Annotated in this window: 14 protein-coding genes; 6 read left to right on the top strand and 8 right to left on the bottom strand. The window is 31.5% G+C overall.

Going from position 1 to position 16,169, the window contains the following annotated elements; all coding sequences use genetic code 11:
* The first annotated feature begins 78 nt into the window (after nucleotides 1-78).
* Genes DTL3_RS02825 through DTL3_RS02810 form a run of 4 tightly spaced genes read left to right on the top strand, consistent with a single transcriptional unit; the run spans nucleotide 79 to nucleotide 4,423 of the window.
* Nucleotides 79-1,248 carry an ROK family protein gene (locus DTL3_RS02825; RefSeq protein ID WP_045087437.1) on the top strand — a complete coding sequence of 390 codons (1,170 nt, stop codon included), beginning with the start codon at nucleotides 79-81 and terminating at the stop codon, nucleotides 1,246-1,248.
* 28 nt (nucleotides 1,249-1,276) lie between these two features.
* Nucleotides 1,277-2,302, top strand: coding sequence for a Gfo/Idh/MocA family protein (locus DTL3_RS02820; protein WP_045087436.1), 1,026 nt, complete (start codon nucleotides 1,277-1,279; stop codon nucleotides 2,300-2,302).
* 25 nt (nucleotides 2,303-2,327) lie between these two features.
* Complete coding sequence (locus DTL3_RS02815; protein ID WP_045087435.1) at nucleotides 2,328-3,155, top strand: sugar phosphate isomerase/epimerase family protein; 828 nt, start codon at nucleotides 2,328-2,330, stop codon at nucleotides 3,153-3,155.
* A 23-nt stretch (nucleotides 3,156-3,178) separates the two neighbouring features.
* On the top strand, nucleotides 3,179-4,423 hold the full coding sequence (locus DTL3_RS02810) for a Gfo/Idh/MocA family protein (RefSeq protein ID WP_045087434.1): 1,245 nt from the start codon (nucleotides 3,179-3,181) through the stop codon (nucleotides 4,421-4,423).
* 44 nt (nucleotides 4,424-4,467) lie between these two features.
* On the opposite strand, the gene DTL3_RS02805 is transcribed toward DTL3_RS02810, so the two are convergent.
* From DTL3_RS02805 to DTL3_RS02775, 7 genes are all read right to left on the bottom strand, one after another.
* A complete protein-coding gene (locus DTL3_RS02805; RefSeq protein ID WP_045087433.1) occupies nucleotides 4,468-5,640 on the bottom strand; it encodes an NAD(P)-dependent malic enzyme in 1,173 nt (390 codons plus the stop codon).
* A gap of 15 nt (nucleotides 5,641-5,655) precedes the next feature.
* Complete coding sequence (locus DTL3_RS02800; protein WP_045087432.1) at nucleotides 5,656-7,092, bottom strand: aspartate ammonia-lyase; 1,437 nt, start codon at nucleotides 7,090-7,092, stop codon at nucleotides 5,656-5,658.
* Nucleotides 7,093-7,168: 76 nt separating this feature from the next.
* A complete protein-coding gene (gene thrC, locus DTL3_RS02795; RefSeq protein ID WP_045087431.1) occupies nucleotides 7,169-8,230 on the bottom strand; it encodes a threonine synthase in 1,062 nt (353 codons plus the stop codon).
* A complete protein-coding gene (locus DTL3_RS02790; RefSeq protein WP_045087430.1) occupies nucleotides 8,230-9,510 on the bottom strand; it encodes a homoserine dehydrogenase in 1,281 nt (426 codons plus the stop codon). Before DTL3_RS02790 ends, thrC begins: the two co-directional genes overlap by 1 nt.
* Before the next feature lie 37 nt (nucleotides 9,511-9,547).
* Nucleotides 9,548-10,303, bottom strand: a complete 756-nt coding sequence (locus tag DTL3_RS02785; protein ID WP_045087429.1) for a copper homeostasis protein CutC — start codon at nucleotides 10,301-10,303, stop codon at nucleotides 9,548-9,550.
* A 514-nt stretch (nucleotides 10,304-10,817) separates the two neighbouring features.
* On the bottom strand, nucleotides 10,818-11,771 hold the full coding sequence (locus tag DTL3_RS02780; protein WP_045087428.1) for a carbohydrate kinase family protein: 954 nt from the start codon (nucleotides 11,769-11,771) through the stop codon (nucleotides 10,818-10,820).
* A 293-nt stretch (nucleotides 11,772-12,064) separates the two neighbouring features.
* A complete protein-coding gene (locus DTL3_RS02775) occupies nucleotides 12,065-12,997 on the bottom strand; it encodes an aldo/keto reductase (protein ID WP_045087427.1) in 933 nt (310 codons plus the stop codon).
* A gap of 422 nt (nucleotides 12,998-13,419) precedes the next feature.
* Between DTL3_RS02775 and groES the strand changes: the two genes are divergently transcribed.
* Nucleotides 13,420-13,689 carry a co-chaperone GroES gene (groES, locus tag DTL3_RS02770; protein WP_045087426.1) on the top strand — a complete coding sequence of 90 codons (270 nt, stop codon included), beginning with the start codon at nucleotides 13,420-13,422 and terminating at the stop codon, nucleotides 13,687-13,689.
* 17 nt (nucleotides 13,690-13,706) lie between these two features.
* Nucleotides 13,707-15,332: a chaperonin GroEL gene (groL, locus tag DTL3_RS02765; protein ID WP_045087425.1), complete on the top strand. Its 1,626-nt coding sequence runs from the start codon at nucleotides 13,707-13,709 to the stop codon at nucleotides 15,330-15,332.
* A gap of 44 nt (nucleotides 15,333-15,376) precedes the next feature.
* On the opposite strand, the gene fsa is transcribed toward groL, so the two are convergent.
* The gene (gene fsa, locus DTL3_RS02760; RefSeq protein WP_045087424.1) at nucleotides 15,377-16,045 is read right to left on the bottom strand and encodes a fructose-6-phosphate aldolase; all 669 of its coding nucleotides are present in this window, start codon (nucleotides 16,043-16,045) and stop codon (nucleotides 15,377-15,379) included.
* Nucleotides 16,046-16,169 lie beyond the last annotated feature (124 nt).

Raw genomic sequence — 16,169 nt, 5'->3', positions numbered from 1 at the left:
TTAAAACATGTGAAAATATAAATATGTTATATGCATGTTCGTATATTTCCATGTTAAAGTTTGGGGGAGTGAGTCAACGTGGCTAAAAGTAGAATTTCTGAAAAAATCAGTGAAACCAACAAAAAAAGAATTTTGTATTATCTCTTTAAAAATTATAACACCTTCACAACTAGAACGAACATATCTAAAGATTTAAATATTAGTTTTCCCGCAGTAAGTAATAATGTCGCTCAATTAATAGAAGAAGGGTTTATTCTAGAGGAACTAGATACTTCAAGTAGTTTAGGAAGAAGATCAAAAAAAATATTTTTGAATCCTGATTCAAAAATAACGATAGTGGTTCATATTGAGTATCAAAATGCAAATATATTCTTTTTAGACAATCATCAAAATAATTTACGGCATAAAAAGATGACCTTTGAACGAAATATCAAATTTCATGATTTATGGAAACTATTAGAAAATGAAATTAAAACAATATTAGGAGATTTATTATCAGAAAATCAATGTGAGGTCTTAGGTATTTGTGTAGCTATTCCCACCCCAATTGATAAAAAAAATAAAAAAATTATCAAAAGTAGATTTTATGGATGGAAAGATGAACCCATATATGAATATATTACATTAGAAGATAAAAAGATACCCGTTTTTTGGGAAAATGATGCTAATTTGTTAGCTAAAGGATTCTACGAAAGTAATTCTCGATACGATAATGTGCTTGCTATTTATTTTAGCATGGGCATAGGAATGGGAATAATAATAAATGGAGACCTTTATACAGGAAAAGAGGGAAATGCTGGAGAAATAGGTCAATTAAAAGTAGAATATAAAGGAGAGTATGAAGAATTAGAAAAAATAATTTCAGAAAGATCTCTTATTGAATTTGCTAAAAATAAATTAAACTTAACCTATGAAGATAGTGAACAAATTCTTGTAGAACTAGAACGAAATAATCAATTGTCTATCGTAAATAAAGAGTTCGAATATATTTCAAAGAAGATCGCAGATGTATTTGCACCAGTAATAATGGTATTAGACCCAGAAATCGTGATATTCAACGGAACTGTTACTCGAAGCTGTCCTTCACTCACTGAGAATATAGTAAACAAATTAGAAAAGTTAATCGAAAAAAATGGAATTTTTGAAATCAACAGAGAAGAAAACTTATTAATCATAAAAGGTAGTTTTTGGGAAGTTCTAGATAATGTATTAGGCTTCAATGAAATCAAAACATTAAAGGTACTTTAATATAATAAATACAGGAGATGAGGGTAAGATGTTGAAGGTTGGATTAATAGGTATAGGATTTATGGGAAGAGGTCATTTAGAAAATTACATCAAGTTAGAAAGTGAAGGTTTCCCTTTAAAACTAGTAGCTATTTGTGACATAGATCCTGAAAAATTTGAAAATAAGTTCACTCCAGGTAATATAAAGATAGGAGAAAAGAAGTTTGATTTTTCAAAATATAGATTATACACAAGTATCGACAAAATGTTAGAAAATGAAAAACTTGATTATGTTGACATTGCACTACCAACTTATTTACATTCCCAAGCAACTGTTAAAGCATTAAATGCAGGAATAAACGTATTGTGTGAAAAACCTATGGCTCTCAATTTGGAACAATGCCAAGCAATGATAGATGCCGCTAAAAAGAACAACAAAAAATTGATGATTGGACATTGTTTGCGTTTTTGGCCCGCTTATGAATATGCCAAAGAATTAATAGACTCTAAAAAGTACGGTGACGTAATTGAAGCATACTTTTTCAGAGGTGGAAATACCCCAAAATGGTCTTATCAAAACTGGTACCTACAAAAAGATAAAAGTGGTGGTGTACTATTAGATCAACATATACATGATATAGATGTAGTAAACTGGTTTTTTGGCTTGCCTCATGCGGTTTCTACCATATCTACTAATATATTACCAACCACAGGGTATGATGTAGTGTCAACAAGATACTTTTTTAACGATAAAAAAATACTAACTGCAGAAGATGACTGGTTATTAAATGGAGAATTCCCTTTTGAAATGCGTTATAGAATAAACTTCGAAAAAGGAAATCTTATCTTCGAAAAAGGACAATTAAAAGTAACTCCAAATGAAGGCAAACCATTTATACCCGAGTTGTCAAATGAAAATGCATATTACAAAGAAATAAAGTATTTCGCCAACGCTGTACTAAATGATTTACCAATAGAAGTATGCCCTCCAAGTAGTTCTATGGAAACAATAAAAATTGCTTTGGCAGAGATGGAATCTGCAGATAATAAAGGAAAAACAGTAAATTTAATATAAAAGTTGAAAAAGAGGAGGATAAAATATGTACAATTTAGACATAGGGGTAATTATTCCTTTAGAAGAATTACTTGAACATGGAACAAAAAACTTAGAGGAGTTAGGATTAAACGTTTGTCAAGTTAATGCCTGGCATGTGGAAAATCTAACAAAAGAAAATGCAGAAAAACTTTTAGAAATTACAAAGGGGAAAATTAAAATAAGCAGTCTGTGGGTTGGTTGGCCAGGACCACGGGTATGGGATTTCATTGAAGGACCTGCTACTCTAGGATTAGTTCCAAAAGAATTTAGGTATGTAAGAATGGAAGCATTAAAATTAGGTGCAAAATTTGCTAAAGAAATAGGTGTTAAAGATATAGTAACTCACGTTGGATTCATACCAGAAAATCCTTCAACCACAGAATATTTAGAAACGGTAACAACAATCAAGCATGTAGCATTAGAAGCACAAAAACTTGGAATATATTTTAATTTTGAGACAGGTCAGGAAACACCTATTACTTTATTGAGAACTATCGAAGATGTTGGTTTAGATAACCTTGGAATAAACCTCGATCCTGCTAATCTATTAATGTATGGAAAAGCTAATCCAGTTGACGCAGTAGATTTATACAAAGGCCTAATTAGAAGTGTACACGTAAAAGATGGAAGATATCCTACAAACGGTAGGGATCTTGGAGAAGAAACCCCTGTGGGAGAAGGTCTGGTTAATTTCCCAGTCCTTTTAGATAGGTTAATAAAATATGATTATAAAGGTCCTCTCATCATAGAAAGGGAAATATCTGGTCCTGAACAGAAAAAAGATATTCTAAAAGCCAAAAAAATGTTGGAGGATATACTAAAAAAATATTAATCTCCTAGGAGGAATTAAAAAGTATGAAAACCGCAATATTAATAGGAGCGGGAGAAAGAGGTTTAAATACATATGGAGCTTATGCCCTTAAATACAAAGACAAACTAAAATTTGTAGCTGTAGCTGAACCTGACGATTACAGACGAAACTACTTTAAAGAGAACCATAATATAGAAGATAAATATTGTGTAAGAGATTGGAAAGACCTTTTAAAATTCCCAAAGATTGCTGATATTGCTATTATTGCAACATTAGAAAACTTGCATAAAGAACCTGCTTTAGCCTTTTTGGATCTAGGATACAACATATTAATAGAAAAACCTGTTGCTCCAACTATAGAAGATTCGGTTCAAATAATAAAAAAAGCAATAGAAAAAGACAAATACATTATGCCTGCATACGTATTAAGATTCTCTGATTTTTATAAAAAAATCAGAGAGATTATAGATTTGCATTTACTAGGAGAGATAGTATCTGTTATCCAAGAAGAGCACATTGGATATTGGCACATGGCTCACAGTTACGTTCGAGGAAGATGGAGAAAGTCAAAAGATGTGGGTCCTATCATTCTTACTAAAAGTTGTCACGACCTTGATATTCTTCAATGGATACTGGGGAAAAAATGTTTGCAAATTTATTCAACTGGAAGCCTAAAGCATTTTAGAAAAGAAAATTGCCCTAATCAAGCTTCAGATAATTGTTTAGATTGTAAATTAAAGAATTCTTGTCCATATTCTGCAACAAAAATATATCTAAATATGGAAAATAATGGTTGGCCCGTAAACACCATTACCAATGATCTAAGTTATGAAGGTCGAATTAATGCATTAAGAACTACTAATTTTGGTAAATGCGTTTATAAACTTGATAATGATGTGCTTGATAATCAAAAAGTATTAATGAAATTCGATGATAGTATAGATGTCATATTTACACTCGATGCCTTCACACATGATAAAACAAGAATCATCAAAATAACTGGTTCAAAAGGCGAGCTATTTGGAAATTTTGCAAAAAATTATATTGAAATAAATACTTTCAGTAACGACAAAAAAGAAGTTATTGAGCTCAATCCTAAGTATAAAAGTAGCCATCAAGGCTCAGATTTTAATTTATTGGATGAATTCTTGGAAACTCTTGACTCTAAAAAACCTGTTGATTATTATAATTTTATTGAAAGCCACTTTATGGCATTTGCATCAGAGTATTCCAGAATCAATAATACTATTGTAGATTATCAAAGATATAAAGAAGAGAAAATCAGATAACCTAAAAAGCCCGCTTTTAATATAGCGGGCTTTTATCTTTTATATTATATTCTTGCTACCCCACTTTTTACTGCTGCTTCTTTGACAGCTGTTGCAACTTTCTTTGATACTTTATCATTAAAAACATTTGGAATTATATTTTCTTCATTTAATTCTGTATCGTTAATTACCCCAGCAATTGCATATGCTGCAGCTATCTTCATTTCATCATTAATATCACTTGCTCGGGCATCTAATGCACCTCTAAATATTCCCGGAAACGCAAGAACATTATTAATCTGATTTTGATAATCCGATCGTCCTGTTGCCACTATTCTTGCCCCCGCTTCTTTGGCATCATCAGGAAAAATTTCTGGAATGGGGTTTGCTAACGCAAAAACAATAGCATCTTTTTTCATATTTTTAACCATTTCCTTTTTAACCACATCTCCTACAGAAACACCTATAAACACATCTGCTCCAATCATCGCATCATACAAAGAACCTTTTACACCATTTTTATTTGTTAGCATTGCTAATTCTTCTTTTAACCAATTGTTTGTAGGTAATCCTTTATAAATAATCCCTTTAGAATCACATATTAATATATCTTTTACTCCAAGGCTTAGGAGCATTTTTACAATTGCACTTCCTGCAGCTCCAGCACCATTTATAACAACCTTAATTTCACTAAAGCTCTTTCCTACAATTTTTAAAGCATTTATCAGGCCAGCACTTACTACAACAGCAGTTCCATGCTGATCATCATGAAAAATAGGTATATCTAACTCCTTCTTTAACCTATTTTCAATTTCTACACATCTAGGGGCGGAAATATCCTCTAAATTTATCCCTCCGAATGTTGGAGCAATTCTTTCTACTGTTTCTACTATTTCGTCTACATCTTTCGTATCCAAACAAATTGGTACAGCATCTACTCCACCAAATTCTTTAAAAAGAATGCATTTCCCCTCCATCACAGGCATTGCTGCTTCTGGACCTATATCTCCTAAACCTAAAACCGCTGTTCCATCGGTAACAACAGCTACTAAATTTCCTTTTGATGTATATTTATATACATCATCAACATTTTTATGAATCATTCGGCATGGTTCTGCTACTCCAGGAGTATAAGCAATACTTAAATCATGTTGATTCTTTATAGCAACTTTACTAGTAATAGATATTTTTCCCTTTTTCTTTTCGTGCATTCTAAGAGATTCTTCATATATGTCCAAATTAGATTACCTCCTTCAATCAGAAATACTTTGATTCTTTCTTTTATTGATCAATAATTCTTTTGCAACAATTCCACCTTTAGTCATTTCATAAGGATTTAAAATCTTATCCAATTCATCTTTTAATAAGTATCCTTCTTCTAAAATGATCTCTCGAATATTTTTCCCACTCTTTAAAGCCTTTTGTGCGATAATGGAACAAACTTCATAGCCAAGGTGTGGGGTTAAAACGGTTATTAAGCTTAAACTATTTTCTACTAAATTTTTACAACGTAGCTCGTTTGCAGTGATACCCTTTATAGCATTATTTGTGAAAGTGTTAACAGCATTTTTCAAAATTTTAATTGATTCAAACAAATTATAAGCCACAATCGGAAGCATAGCATTTAACTCTAATTGCCCTGCTTCAATAGCCATAGTGATTGTTAAATCGTTACCTATAATCTGAAAAGATACTTGATTTACTACTTCTGGGATTACGGGATTAATTTTACCCGGCATAATTGAAGAACCTGGCTGAACCGCTGGTAAATTGATCTCACCAATGCCCGCACGAGGACCAGATGAAAGTAGTCTTAAATCATTTGCTATTTTGGATAGGTTAACTGCACAAGTTTTTAAATGTGAAGAAACTTCAAGTAGACTATCATTATTTTGTGTGGCGTCTATAAGATCTTTCGCTTGCAAAAGTTTAAATCCTGATATCTCATTTATTTTGTTAACTATACCTTTTGTATATAATTCATCAGCATTTAAACAAGTTCCGATAGCCGTACCACCCATATTAACAACCCTAACACTATCTATAGAAGATTGAATTCTACCTATATCCCTATCTATAACAAGAGCGTATGCTTTGAATTCTTGACCTAAGCGAATAGGTACTGCATCTTGAAGTTGGGTTCTTCCAACTTTTACCACATCATCAAATTCTAAAGATTTTTCTTTTAAGCTATCTCTTAATTCATTCAACTCTTCTATAAGTTCAGCTAACAGATTAATTGTTGTCATTTTTATTGCAGTTGGAACAACATCATTTGTTGATTGACTCATGTTTACATGATTATTAGGATGAACAATTGTGTAATCTCCTTTCTTGCCCCCCAATAATTCAATCGCCCTATTAGCAATTACTTCATTAACATTCATATTTATAGAAGTACCTGCGCCACCTTGAATTGCATCTACTATAAAATCATCTTGAAATTTGCCTTCTATTATTTCATTTGCTGCTTTTACAATAACTTCCGCTATCGATTTTTCTAACAAACCAACTTCATAATTCATCAAAGCTGCGGCTTTTTTAATATATCCTAGATTTTTTATGAGTAAAGGGTGTACTCTTTGACCACTAATAGAAAAATTTTCTTTTGCTCTTAATGTTTGAATTCCATAATACCTATCGTTATCGATTTCCTTTTCACCTAAAGAATCTCTTTCAACTCTTGACAATTATTTTTACCCCTTTCATAATTATTTTTTTCACTAATATATAGCTGCTAGTAGATTTAAAGAATGCGCTTAAACATTATAAACCAATCAAATTTAGAATCTTGTCTAAATTAGGTTCAACGGCTTCTGGGGTTTGAATGGTGCTTAGAGCTGTATCAGGATCTTTTAACCCATGACCTGTTAAAACAGCGACTACCTTACTACCTTTCCCAATTTTATTCAATTTCACATACTTTTTAATACCAGCGACTGAAGCAGCAGATGCAGGTTCTGCAAAAACTCCCTCTAAAGCTAATTCTTTATAAGCATCTAAAATCTCTTCATCTGTAACAAAATCAATACTTCCTTTAGATTCTGTTGCTGCATCAACCGCTTTTTCCCAATTCACAGGATTACCTATCCGTATAGCTGTAGCTATTGTTTCTGGACTGTTAATAACTTGTTTTTTAACAATAGCCGCAGATCCTTCTGCTTCAAACCCTAGCATTTTTGGTAACTTGTTTGTTCTTTGGGCTTGATAATACTCTTTAAAACCTTTCCAATAAGCCGTTATATTACCAGCATTTCCTACAGGTATAGCAAGTATGTCAGGGGAAACTCCACCAAGTTGATCACATACTTCAAACGCTGCACTTTTCTGTCCTTCTATTCTATATGGATTCAATGAGTTAACTAAAGTTATTGGGTAATTAGCAGCTATTTTTCTTGTTATATCTAAAGCATTATCAAAATTGCCTTTTATAGGAATTACTATTGAGCCATGCATCAAAGCTTGGGTGAGTTTACCTAAAGCTATCTTACCTTCAGGAATTATTACTACCGTTTTTAATCCGGCTTTACTCCCATAGGCAGCTGCAGATGCCGAAGTATTACCTGTGGAGGCACAAATTATGGCTTTATCTCCATTTTCAACAGCTTTTGTCACTGCTAAAGTCATGCCTCTGTCTTTAAAAGATCCTGTTGGATTTACTCCTTCATATTTTAAATATAACTCTATATCCAATTTGTTACTCAATTTTTCTGCAAATATAAGAGGAGTGTTCCCTTCTTGCAAAGTAATTATTTTTGTATTTTCTCTTACAGGCATAAATTCTTTATATTCATTTATAATACCTTCCCATAACTTTCGATTAACCATCATAATTCCTCCACCCTAATTATATTTTTTATCTCTATCACATCATCAATATTTTTTAACTCATCAGCTGCCTGATTCATATATTTTTCTTTAACAGGGTGTGTCCTGAGAAATATGGGAACTACCGGGGTTAATCTGTGTTTCTGAATAACTGAGGCAATACTTACATTATTATCTCCAAGAACCTTAGCTATCTTTGCAAAAACACCAGGCTTATCATTAACCATCAATCTTATATAAAAAGGATTTTCTACTTCTTCTATACTTATCAACCTATGGTCTTGTAGATTATTAATTAACCCATTACTTATATTGTACTTAATATTCTTAGCAACTTCTATAATATCTGCTACTACTGCGCTAGCTGTAGGCATCTCTCCGGCTCCTTGACCATACATCATAATTTCTCCTACATTATCTCCATGAATTTGAACAACATTATATACTCCATTAATTCTGGATATTGGATTATTTTTAGGGACAAACGTTGGATGAACCCTTATATCTAAACTCTCATCTTCTAACCTTTTACCAATAGCCAACAACTTAATTACATAACCTAGTTCGTCTGCAATTTCTATATCTTCTAGTTCAATTTTCTCTACACCTTCTACATACAAAGAATCAACATCAATAAAAGTTTCATACGATAGAGAAGATAAAATAGATATCTTATATGCAGAGTCCAATCCACTAACATCAAAGTAAGGATCACTTTCTGCATATCCTAAATCTTGAGCTTCTTTTAGAGCCTCTTTAAAATCCATCTTTTTCTCGGTCATTTGAGTTAAAATATAATTTGTTGTTCCGTTTAATATTCCATATATTTTTTCTATCTTATTTGCTACCAATGATTCATTTAAAGTTTTTATTATAGGGATGCCTCCTCCAACGCTTCCTTCATAATAAATTTTTACTCCATTTTCTTCAGCTAAACGGAATATCTCTTCTCCATGCTTAGCCATTATCAACTTGTTAGCAGTAACTATATGTTTTTTATTTTTTATAGCAGCTTTAATATAACTAAAAGAAGGTTCTTCTCCACCTATAAGTTCAACTACAACATGAATACTAGAATCATTCACTATATCTTCAAATTTATCCGTTAAAAGAAATTTATCAACACAATATTTTCTTTTTTTGTTTATATCAGTAACTAAGATTTTTTTGATTACTATATCTTCCCCTAATTTTCGTTTAATGTAATCTTTTTTACTTTTCAAAATCTGATAAACTCCTCCACCTACAGTGCCGAATCCCAAAAGTCCTACTCCTATCATACTGTTACCCTCCTTAAAAATTCTCCCCGTTAGAAGTTTATAATGCTATATTATCAATAATATTTCTGACTAATCTTACCTTATTACAATCTGTAACTTGATAAATGTTTTCAGGCATTTCCTCATATTTATTGAATCTAACTTTATTTTGATGAACCGTTGAGTTATCATATTCTTCTTTAAACGCAGATAAATGAACCTGTTTGGTACCTGTTTCTTCTATTATTTTTTTAACATTGTAATCCCTAATCCCACCCCCGAGTAATATTTCTATTCTACCACCAGAATGATCAATAATGTCTCTACAATTATTAATACCTTTTTCAACTGTAGATTCTTGTCCACTAGTTAATATTCTATTTATACCTATTTCAATAAGAATATCTATGCTTTTAATTGGATTTGGAACCACATCAAATGCTCGATGAAAAACTGTTTCTTTATCGCCGGCTATTTCTTTTAATATTTTATTCCTTTTTATATCAATAGTCCCATCTGCATTTAATATCCCAAAAGCCAAACCATCTGCTCCCGCACTAATAGCAGCTTGGGCATCCTTTTTCATTACTTCAAATTCGATATCTGTGTAACAAAATCCTCCACTACGAGGCCTTATCATAACGATTATTGGAATATTCGTTATTCTTTTTGCTTCTTCTACTTCGCCTATACTTGGAGTCAATCCTCCATATACCATTCCTGAATTCAATTCAACTCTATCTGCTCCACCTTTCTCTGCTTCGACTACATCCCTAGCTGAGGCACAACAAATTTCTAATATTATACTTGACATAAATTCCTCCTCATACTTCATTTTTTCTAATTATGTACTTTTAGAAGGCTAAATTTTTAAATATTTTGATTTCTAAATTACCAACGAGTATTTTAATTAGTTATCTATGTTGATAACTTTATCAACATAGTTCTAGTCGATTCCTTATATATTCCTAAACATTATTAATAACGCCTTTAGCGAATAAGCAATCAAATAATAATTTTTTTCAACTTCTTTATAAACAAAATTATGAACTTTTTTACGTTGATAATTAAAGTTTAAACTTTAAAGTTTATAACTTAGTTCAATACATAGTTGAAAATTTTACTTATAAACAAAAATTATGATTTTTTTTCATTTATTCATTTATCAACTTAGATGTTCATAAAGTATTTGAAAATTTTTAAGACTTTTCAACTTAACTAAACCCTTATAAATAAACATTTATACAACTTCTAAACTATCAACATTATCCTATCACTACCACTACTATTTAAATAATAGTATATAATAAAAAATATCAACACAAAAATCAAAAGAAATTTATTACTTCTTCTAAACTTGGCATAGCATCTGCTGCACCTGGTTTAGAAGCGACTATAGCTGCACACTTATTAGCAAAATCCGCATAATCTCTTAAAGCAGAGAATGAAATATTTTTTAATTCATTATAAGAATAATCTTTTAATTTATACAAAATAGAAGCCATAAAAGAATCTCCACAACCAACTGTATCTACAACATTAACCTTATAAGCAGGAACAAACTCAAATTTATTGTCTTTAAATACCATTGAACCCTCACTTCCTAAAGTTAAGAAAATTCCACAACCATCTTTCACATTTAAACTAGAAACAGCTTTCTCAACATTCTTTTCTTTTGTAATATAATAAAGATCATCGTCACTCAATTTTAAGATATCAACTTTCTTGATTATTTGATTAATAAGTCTCAAATATATTTCTTCGTTTTTTATCATAGATTTTCTGATATTTGGATCAAAAGAAGTAATTTTCTTCTTAGAAACAAATTCTTCAAACAAACTTTTTAAAGTCAGAGATGTTGGGTTTTCCAACAAAGCTATAGAACCAAAGTGAAAAATTGAAAATTTATCGAGTTGTAAATTATTCAAATCCTCCATTTTTAGATTAACATCCGCAGCATTATCCCGATAAAACTCATATTCAGCTTTCCCGTACTTATCAACAGCAGCAAATGCTAGAGTGGTTTTACACCCATTCTGAGAAATAATACAATCAGTATTTATATGATTTTCTTTAATGTATTTTAAAAGTGATTTTCCAAATTCATCAGAACCTATTTTACTCAAAAAAGAAACGTCCGCTCCTAATTTTGCTAAACCTACAGCAACGTTAAAAGGAGAACCACCCGGCCTTTTCTCAAATATTTTGGTCTCCCCCAATCCCTTATTTGGAGATTGAGATATAAAATCATAAAGGATTTCACCTGCACAGAGAATAGCCATATTTTTTCCTCCTAAGATGTGATTTCAGATCCACTTTAGAAATTCTAAAATCAGTATTATATATATGTTTCATTTAACTTTTAGGCACTTGTAACTGGTAAAGAGGGGGGCTGCGCCCTGTTACCCTTTTAAATTCAAAAACACGAATCAACTATTTCAACATTTTAGTACTTATAGCTAAGAAAGAAGGAAGGTATCGTTTTAGGCCCAATATTAATTCAAAATTACATTTTTTAAAAATCTTAAATTCTAAAGTCACTCTTTGAACTACTGTAACCATTACAAATACAAAATCAAAACAAAATTTTATTTATTTCTTCAATTAAATCTTTAGTCATTTCCCAATCACTAGCTTTGATATTTTCAATCAAATGTTTTTCATTTTTGGTTCCTGCTATAACAGTACTTACTTCTTCATGAAATAATAGCCAATTTATAGCAATTTGCGAGAGTGGTTTTCCAAGTCTATTAGAAATTTCTTTTATTTTTTCAACCTTATCAAGATTTTCTAAGAACAATTTTTTATCCCAAAATATTCTATCTCCTGACCTTGGATCATTTTTTGAAGGTTCAAAATCTTCGGTCATTTTCCCGGTAAGTAGTCCTTTAGCTAAAGGACTATAGGGAATGAGAGTTAGGTTGAATTTGTTAATAATAGGGAACAGTTCTTTTTCAACATTTCTAACTAACATGTTATAGTAATTTTGTGTAGAAACTATATCTATGTATTCACATAATTCTTCTATTTGATGAGCATTTAGATTCGATACACCTATATATCTTGCTTTTCCGTCATCTAATATTTTTTGAAGAGCTTCTGAAGTTTCTTCTAGTGAAGTATTCGGATCCGGCCAATGAATTTGATAAAGATCAATATAATCTGTATTTAACCGAGTTAAAGAGTCATCAATTTCTTTCAACACTCTATCTTTTTTTAAGTTGTTTCTAATTCTACCCCTGCTGTCCCATTCTAAACCACACTTAGTAGCAATGTAAACTTTATCCCGAGGTATTTGATTTAAAAACTTTCCTATTACCTCTTCTGATTTACCAAAGCCGTATACAGGAGCAGTATCAAAAAAATTAACTCCATTAATATAAGCTAAATTCAACAATTTTAAAGCATGTTCTTCTTCTATTGGGCCCCAGTTTCCTCCAATTTCCCATGCACCTAAACCAACAACAGAAACATTCATGTTAGTTCTACCAAATTGCTTGTATTTCAAGATACTCACCCCTTTTTCAAAAGATTATTATCAAGTGTGTTGAATATTTAAAATTATAAACAGTTAGAAGATATTTGTATAAATAAAATCAATATAATTATATCAATTTTTAAATATACAAAGAATTATATAGTTACAAATAGTGGGAATTATGTTAATATCTTAAATCATTTTATCTACTTTTCATTTAAAAACAGGATATACAGATAGGAAAAACGAGAAAAACCGAGAAAATTAAAGATTTTTGCTTATAATCGTTTTTAATTCGTTTTATTTGTATTTATTCGTCAATAATCGGCTTTTTTCAATCTTGCCTATTTTGTCTAGAAATGTTATCATATTAAAGGATTAGCACTCTTAACGTTTGATTGCTAAAAAAACAAAAAATATTTTAACAAAATACATAAAGGGGGTATTAGCAAATGAATGTAAAACCATTAGGAAACAGATTACTTATCAAACCAGTAAAGGAAGAAAAAAAGACTGAAGGTGGAATAGTACTTCCAGATTCTGCAAAAGAAAAGCCTCAGAAAGCTGAAATCATAGAAATTGGTAAATTAGAAGAAGATTTTGATTTAAAGGTTGGAGACAAAGTGATATTTTCAAAGTACGCAGGTACAGAAATTAAAATTGATGACGTAGAATATATTATTATTGACGTCGACGATGTACTAGCAAAAATAGAAGAATAAAGTGGGAGGTGTAGGTAATGGCAAAAATGTTAAAATTCAATGAAGAAGCTAGGAGAGCCTTGGAAAAAGGAGCTAGCGTAGTAGCAGATGCTGTAAAGATAACTTTAGGTCCAAAAGGAAGAAATGTGGTACTTGAAAAAAGTTGGGGATCACCAACAATAACAAATGATGGAGTTTCAATTGCTAAAGAAATTGAACTTAAGGATAAATTTGAAGCGTTAGGTGCAGAGCTATTAAAAGAAGTTGCTTCTAAAACAAACGATGTAGCAGGAGACGGAACAACTACCGCCACAGTTTTAGCTCAAGCAATGATTAAAGAAGGGTTAAAAAACGTTGCTGCAGGGGCAAACCCGATCTTAATGAAGAATGGTATTGCAAAAGCTACTGATAAAGCTGTCGAACACATTCGCAACTCAAGTAGAAAACTTTCAAGTAAAGATGAAATTGCTCATGTTGCTGCAATTTCTGCAGATAGTGAAGAAATTGGAAGTTTAATTGCAGAAGCTATGGATAAAGTTGGGGAAGATGGAGTTATTACTGTTGAAGATTCAAAAACATTGGATACCTACGTTGAATTTACAGAAGGTATGCAGTTTGATAGAGGATATATATCTCCATATTTTGTAACAAATGCTGAAAAAATGGAAGCTGAATTAAAAGAACCATATATTTTAATAACCGAACAAAAAATATCTGCTGTTAAAGAGTTAATACCTCTTCTAGAAAAAGTTGCTCAAACCAGGAAACCTTTAGTAATAATAGCTGAAGATGTGGAAGGAGAAGCGCTATCTACCCTAGTATTAAATAAGTTAAGAGGAACTTTAGAATCGGTTGCTGTGAAAGCTCCTGGTTTTGGAGATAGAAGAAAAGAAATGCTGCGAGATATAGCTATACTAACAGGTGGAACAGTTGTAACAGAAGAGCTTGGACTTACATTTGAAAATATCACTTTGAATGATCTTGGACAAGCTGATCTTGTTAGAGTTGGTAAGGAAGACACTATAATTGTTGGTGGAAAAGGGAATTCAGAGGATATAAAAGATAGAATTAAACAAATTCGAGCACAAATTGAGAATACGACATCTGATTATGAAAAAGAAACTTTACAAGAAAGATTAGCAAAATTGTCTGGAGGAGTAGCTGTCATTAAAGTTGGTGCTGCAACAGAGACAGAATTAAAAGAAAAGAAACATCGAATAGAAGACGCTTTATCTGCAACAAGAGCTGCTGTTGAAGAAGGTATTGTTGCTGGTGGTGGAGTAACTTTACTAAGAGCGCGCAAAGTAGTTGAGGAGTTTGCTAACCAACTATCTGGAGATGAAAAAGTAGGTGCTTTGGTAGTGGCTAAAGCTTTGGATGCTCCTATCAGACAGATTATAATTAATGCTGGATTGGAACCTGCGCCTATTTTACAGAAAATATTAGAAAACAACGACATTGCATTTGGTTTTGATGCCTTGAAAGAGAAATATGTTAACATGTATGAAGCAGGTATAATTGATCCTACAAAAGTTACAAGAAGTGCACTACAAAATGCATCATCTATTGCGTCAATGTTAATTACAACCGAAGTTTTGGTAGTAGAAGAACCTAAAGAAGAAACCGCACCTGCGATGCCAGAGTCTCCAGATATGATGTATTAATCACAGAAATAATAAAAAACGTGCCGAAAGGCACGTTTTTTTGTTCAATTCTTATCTTTATTCTTGAGATATTCCTGATATTTTTCCCAGTCTTTAAGAAAATTTTCAAGACCAATATCTGTCATAGGATGCTTAAACATTTTTTCTAAAACACCAAATGGCATAGTAACAACATCTGCTCCAATTAAAGCCGCTTCTAATACATGTTGTGGATGTCTGACACTAGCAACTATTACTTTAGTATCGTAACCATAATTAATAAAAATGTCCATTATTTCTTCTACAATAGTCATGCCAGTATTACCTATATCATCCATTCTTCCTATAAAAGGACTAACATAACTAGCTCCCGCTTTTGCAGCAAGTAAAGCTTGTAAAGGGCTAAAAACAAGAGTAGCATTAGTTTTAATGCCTTTTCTAGATAAAGTTCGGATAGCTTTTATTCCATCCGGTATCAATGGAATTTTAACTACAACATGTTCGCTTAATTTAGCTAATTTTTGTGCCTCTTCAACCATTCCTTCATATTTTGTTGAAACTACCTCTGCACTAACTGGACCCTGAACAACATCACATATTTCTTTAATCCTTTCTTCAAATAGAGCTTGTTCTTTTGAAACTAAGGTTGGATTTGTAGTTACACCATCAACTATGCCCCAGTCAACACCTTTTTTAATTTCGTCAATATTTGCTGTGTCTAAAAATATTTCCATAGTATTCCCTCCTAATGATTATTTTGTAAGATTATAGATTATATTTAGATTAAAAACAATCTCTTTAATTATATCTCAGATATGTTTAAATTCAAAAAACAAAGATAAGTAACATTTTATGATT

Origin of the sequence: Defluviitoga tunisiensis (assembly GCF_000953715.1) — a bacterium.
Lineage (GTDB): Bacteria > Thermotogota > Thermotogae > Petrotogales > Petrotogaceae > Defluviitoga > Defluviitoga tunisiensis.
This window is presented reverse-complemented; position numbering and strand designations above follow the sequence as displayed.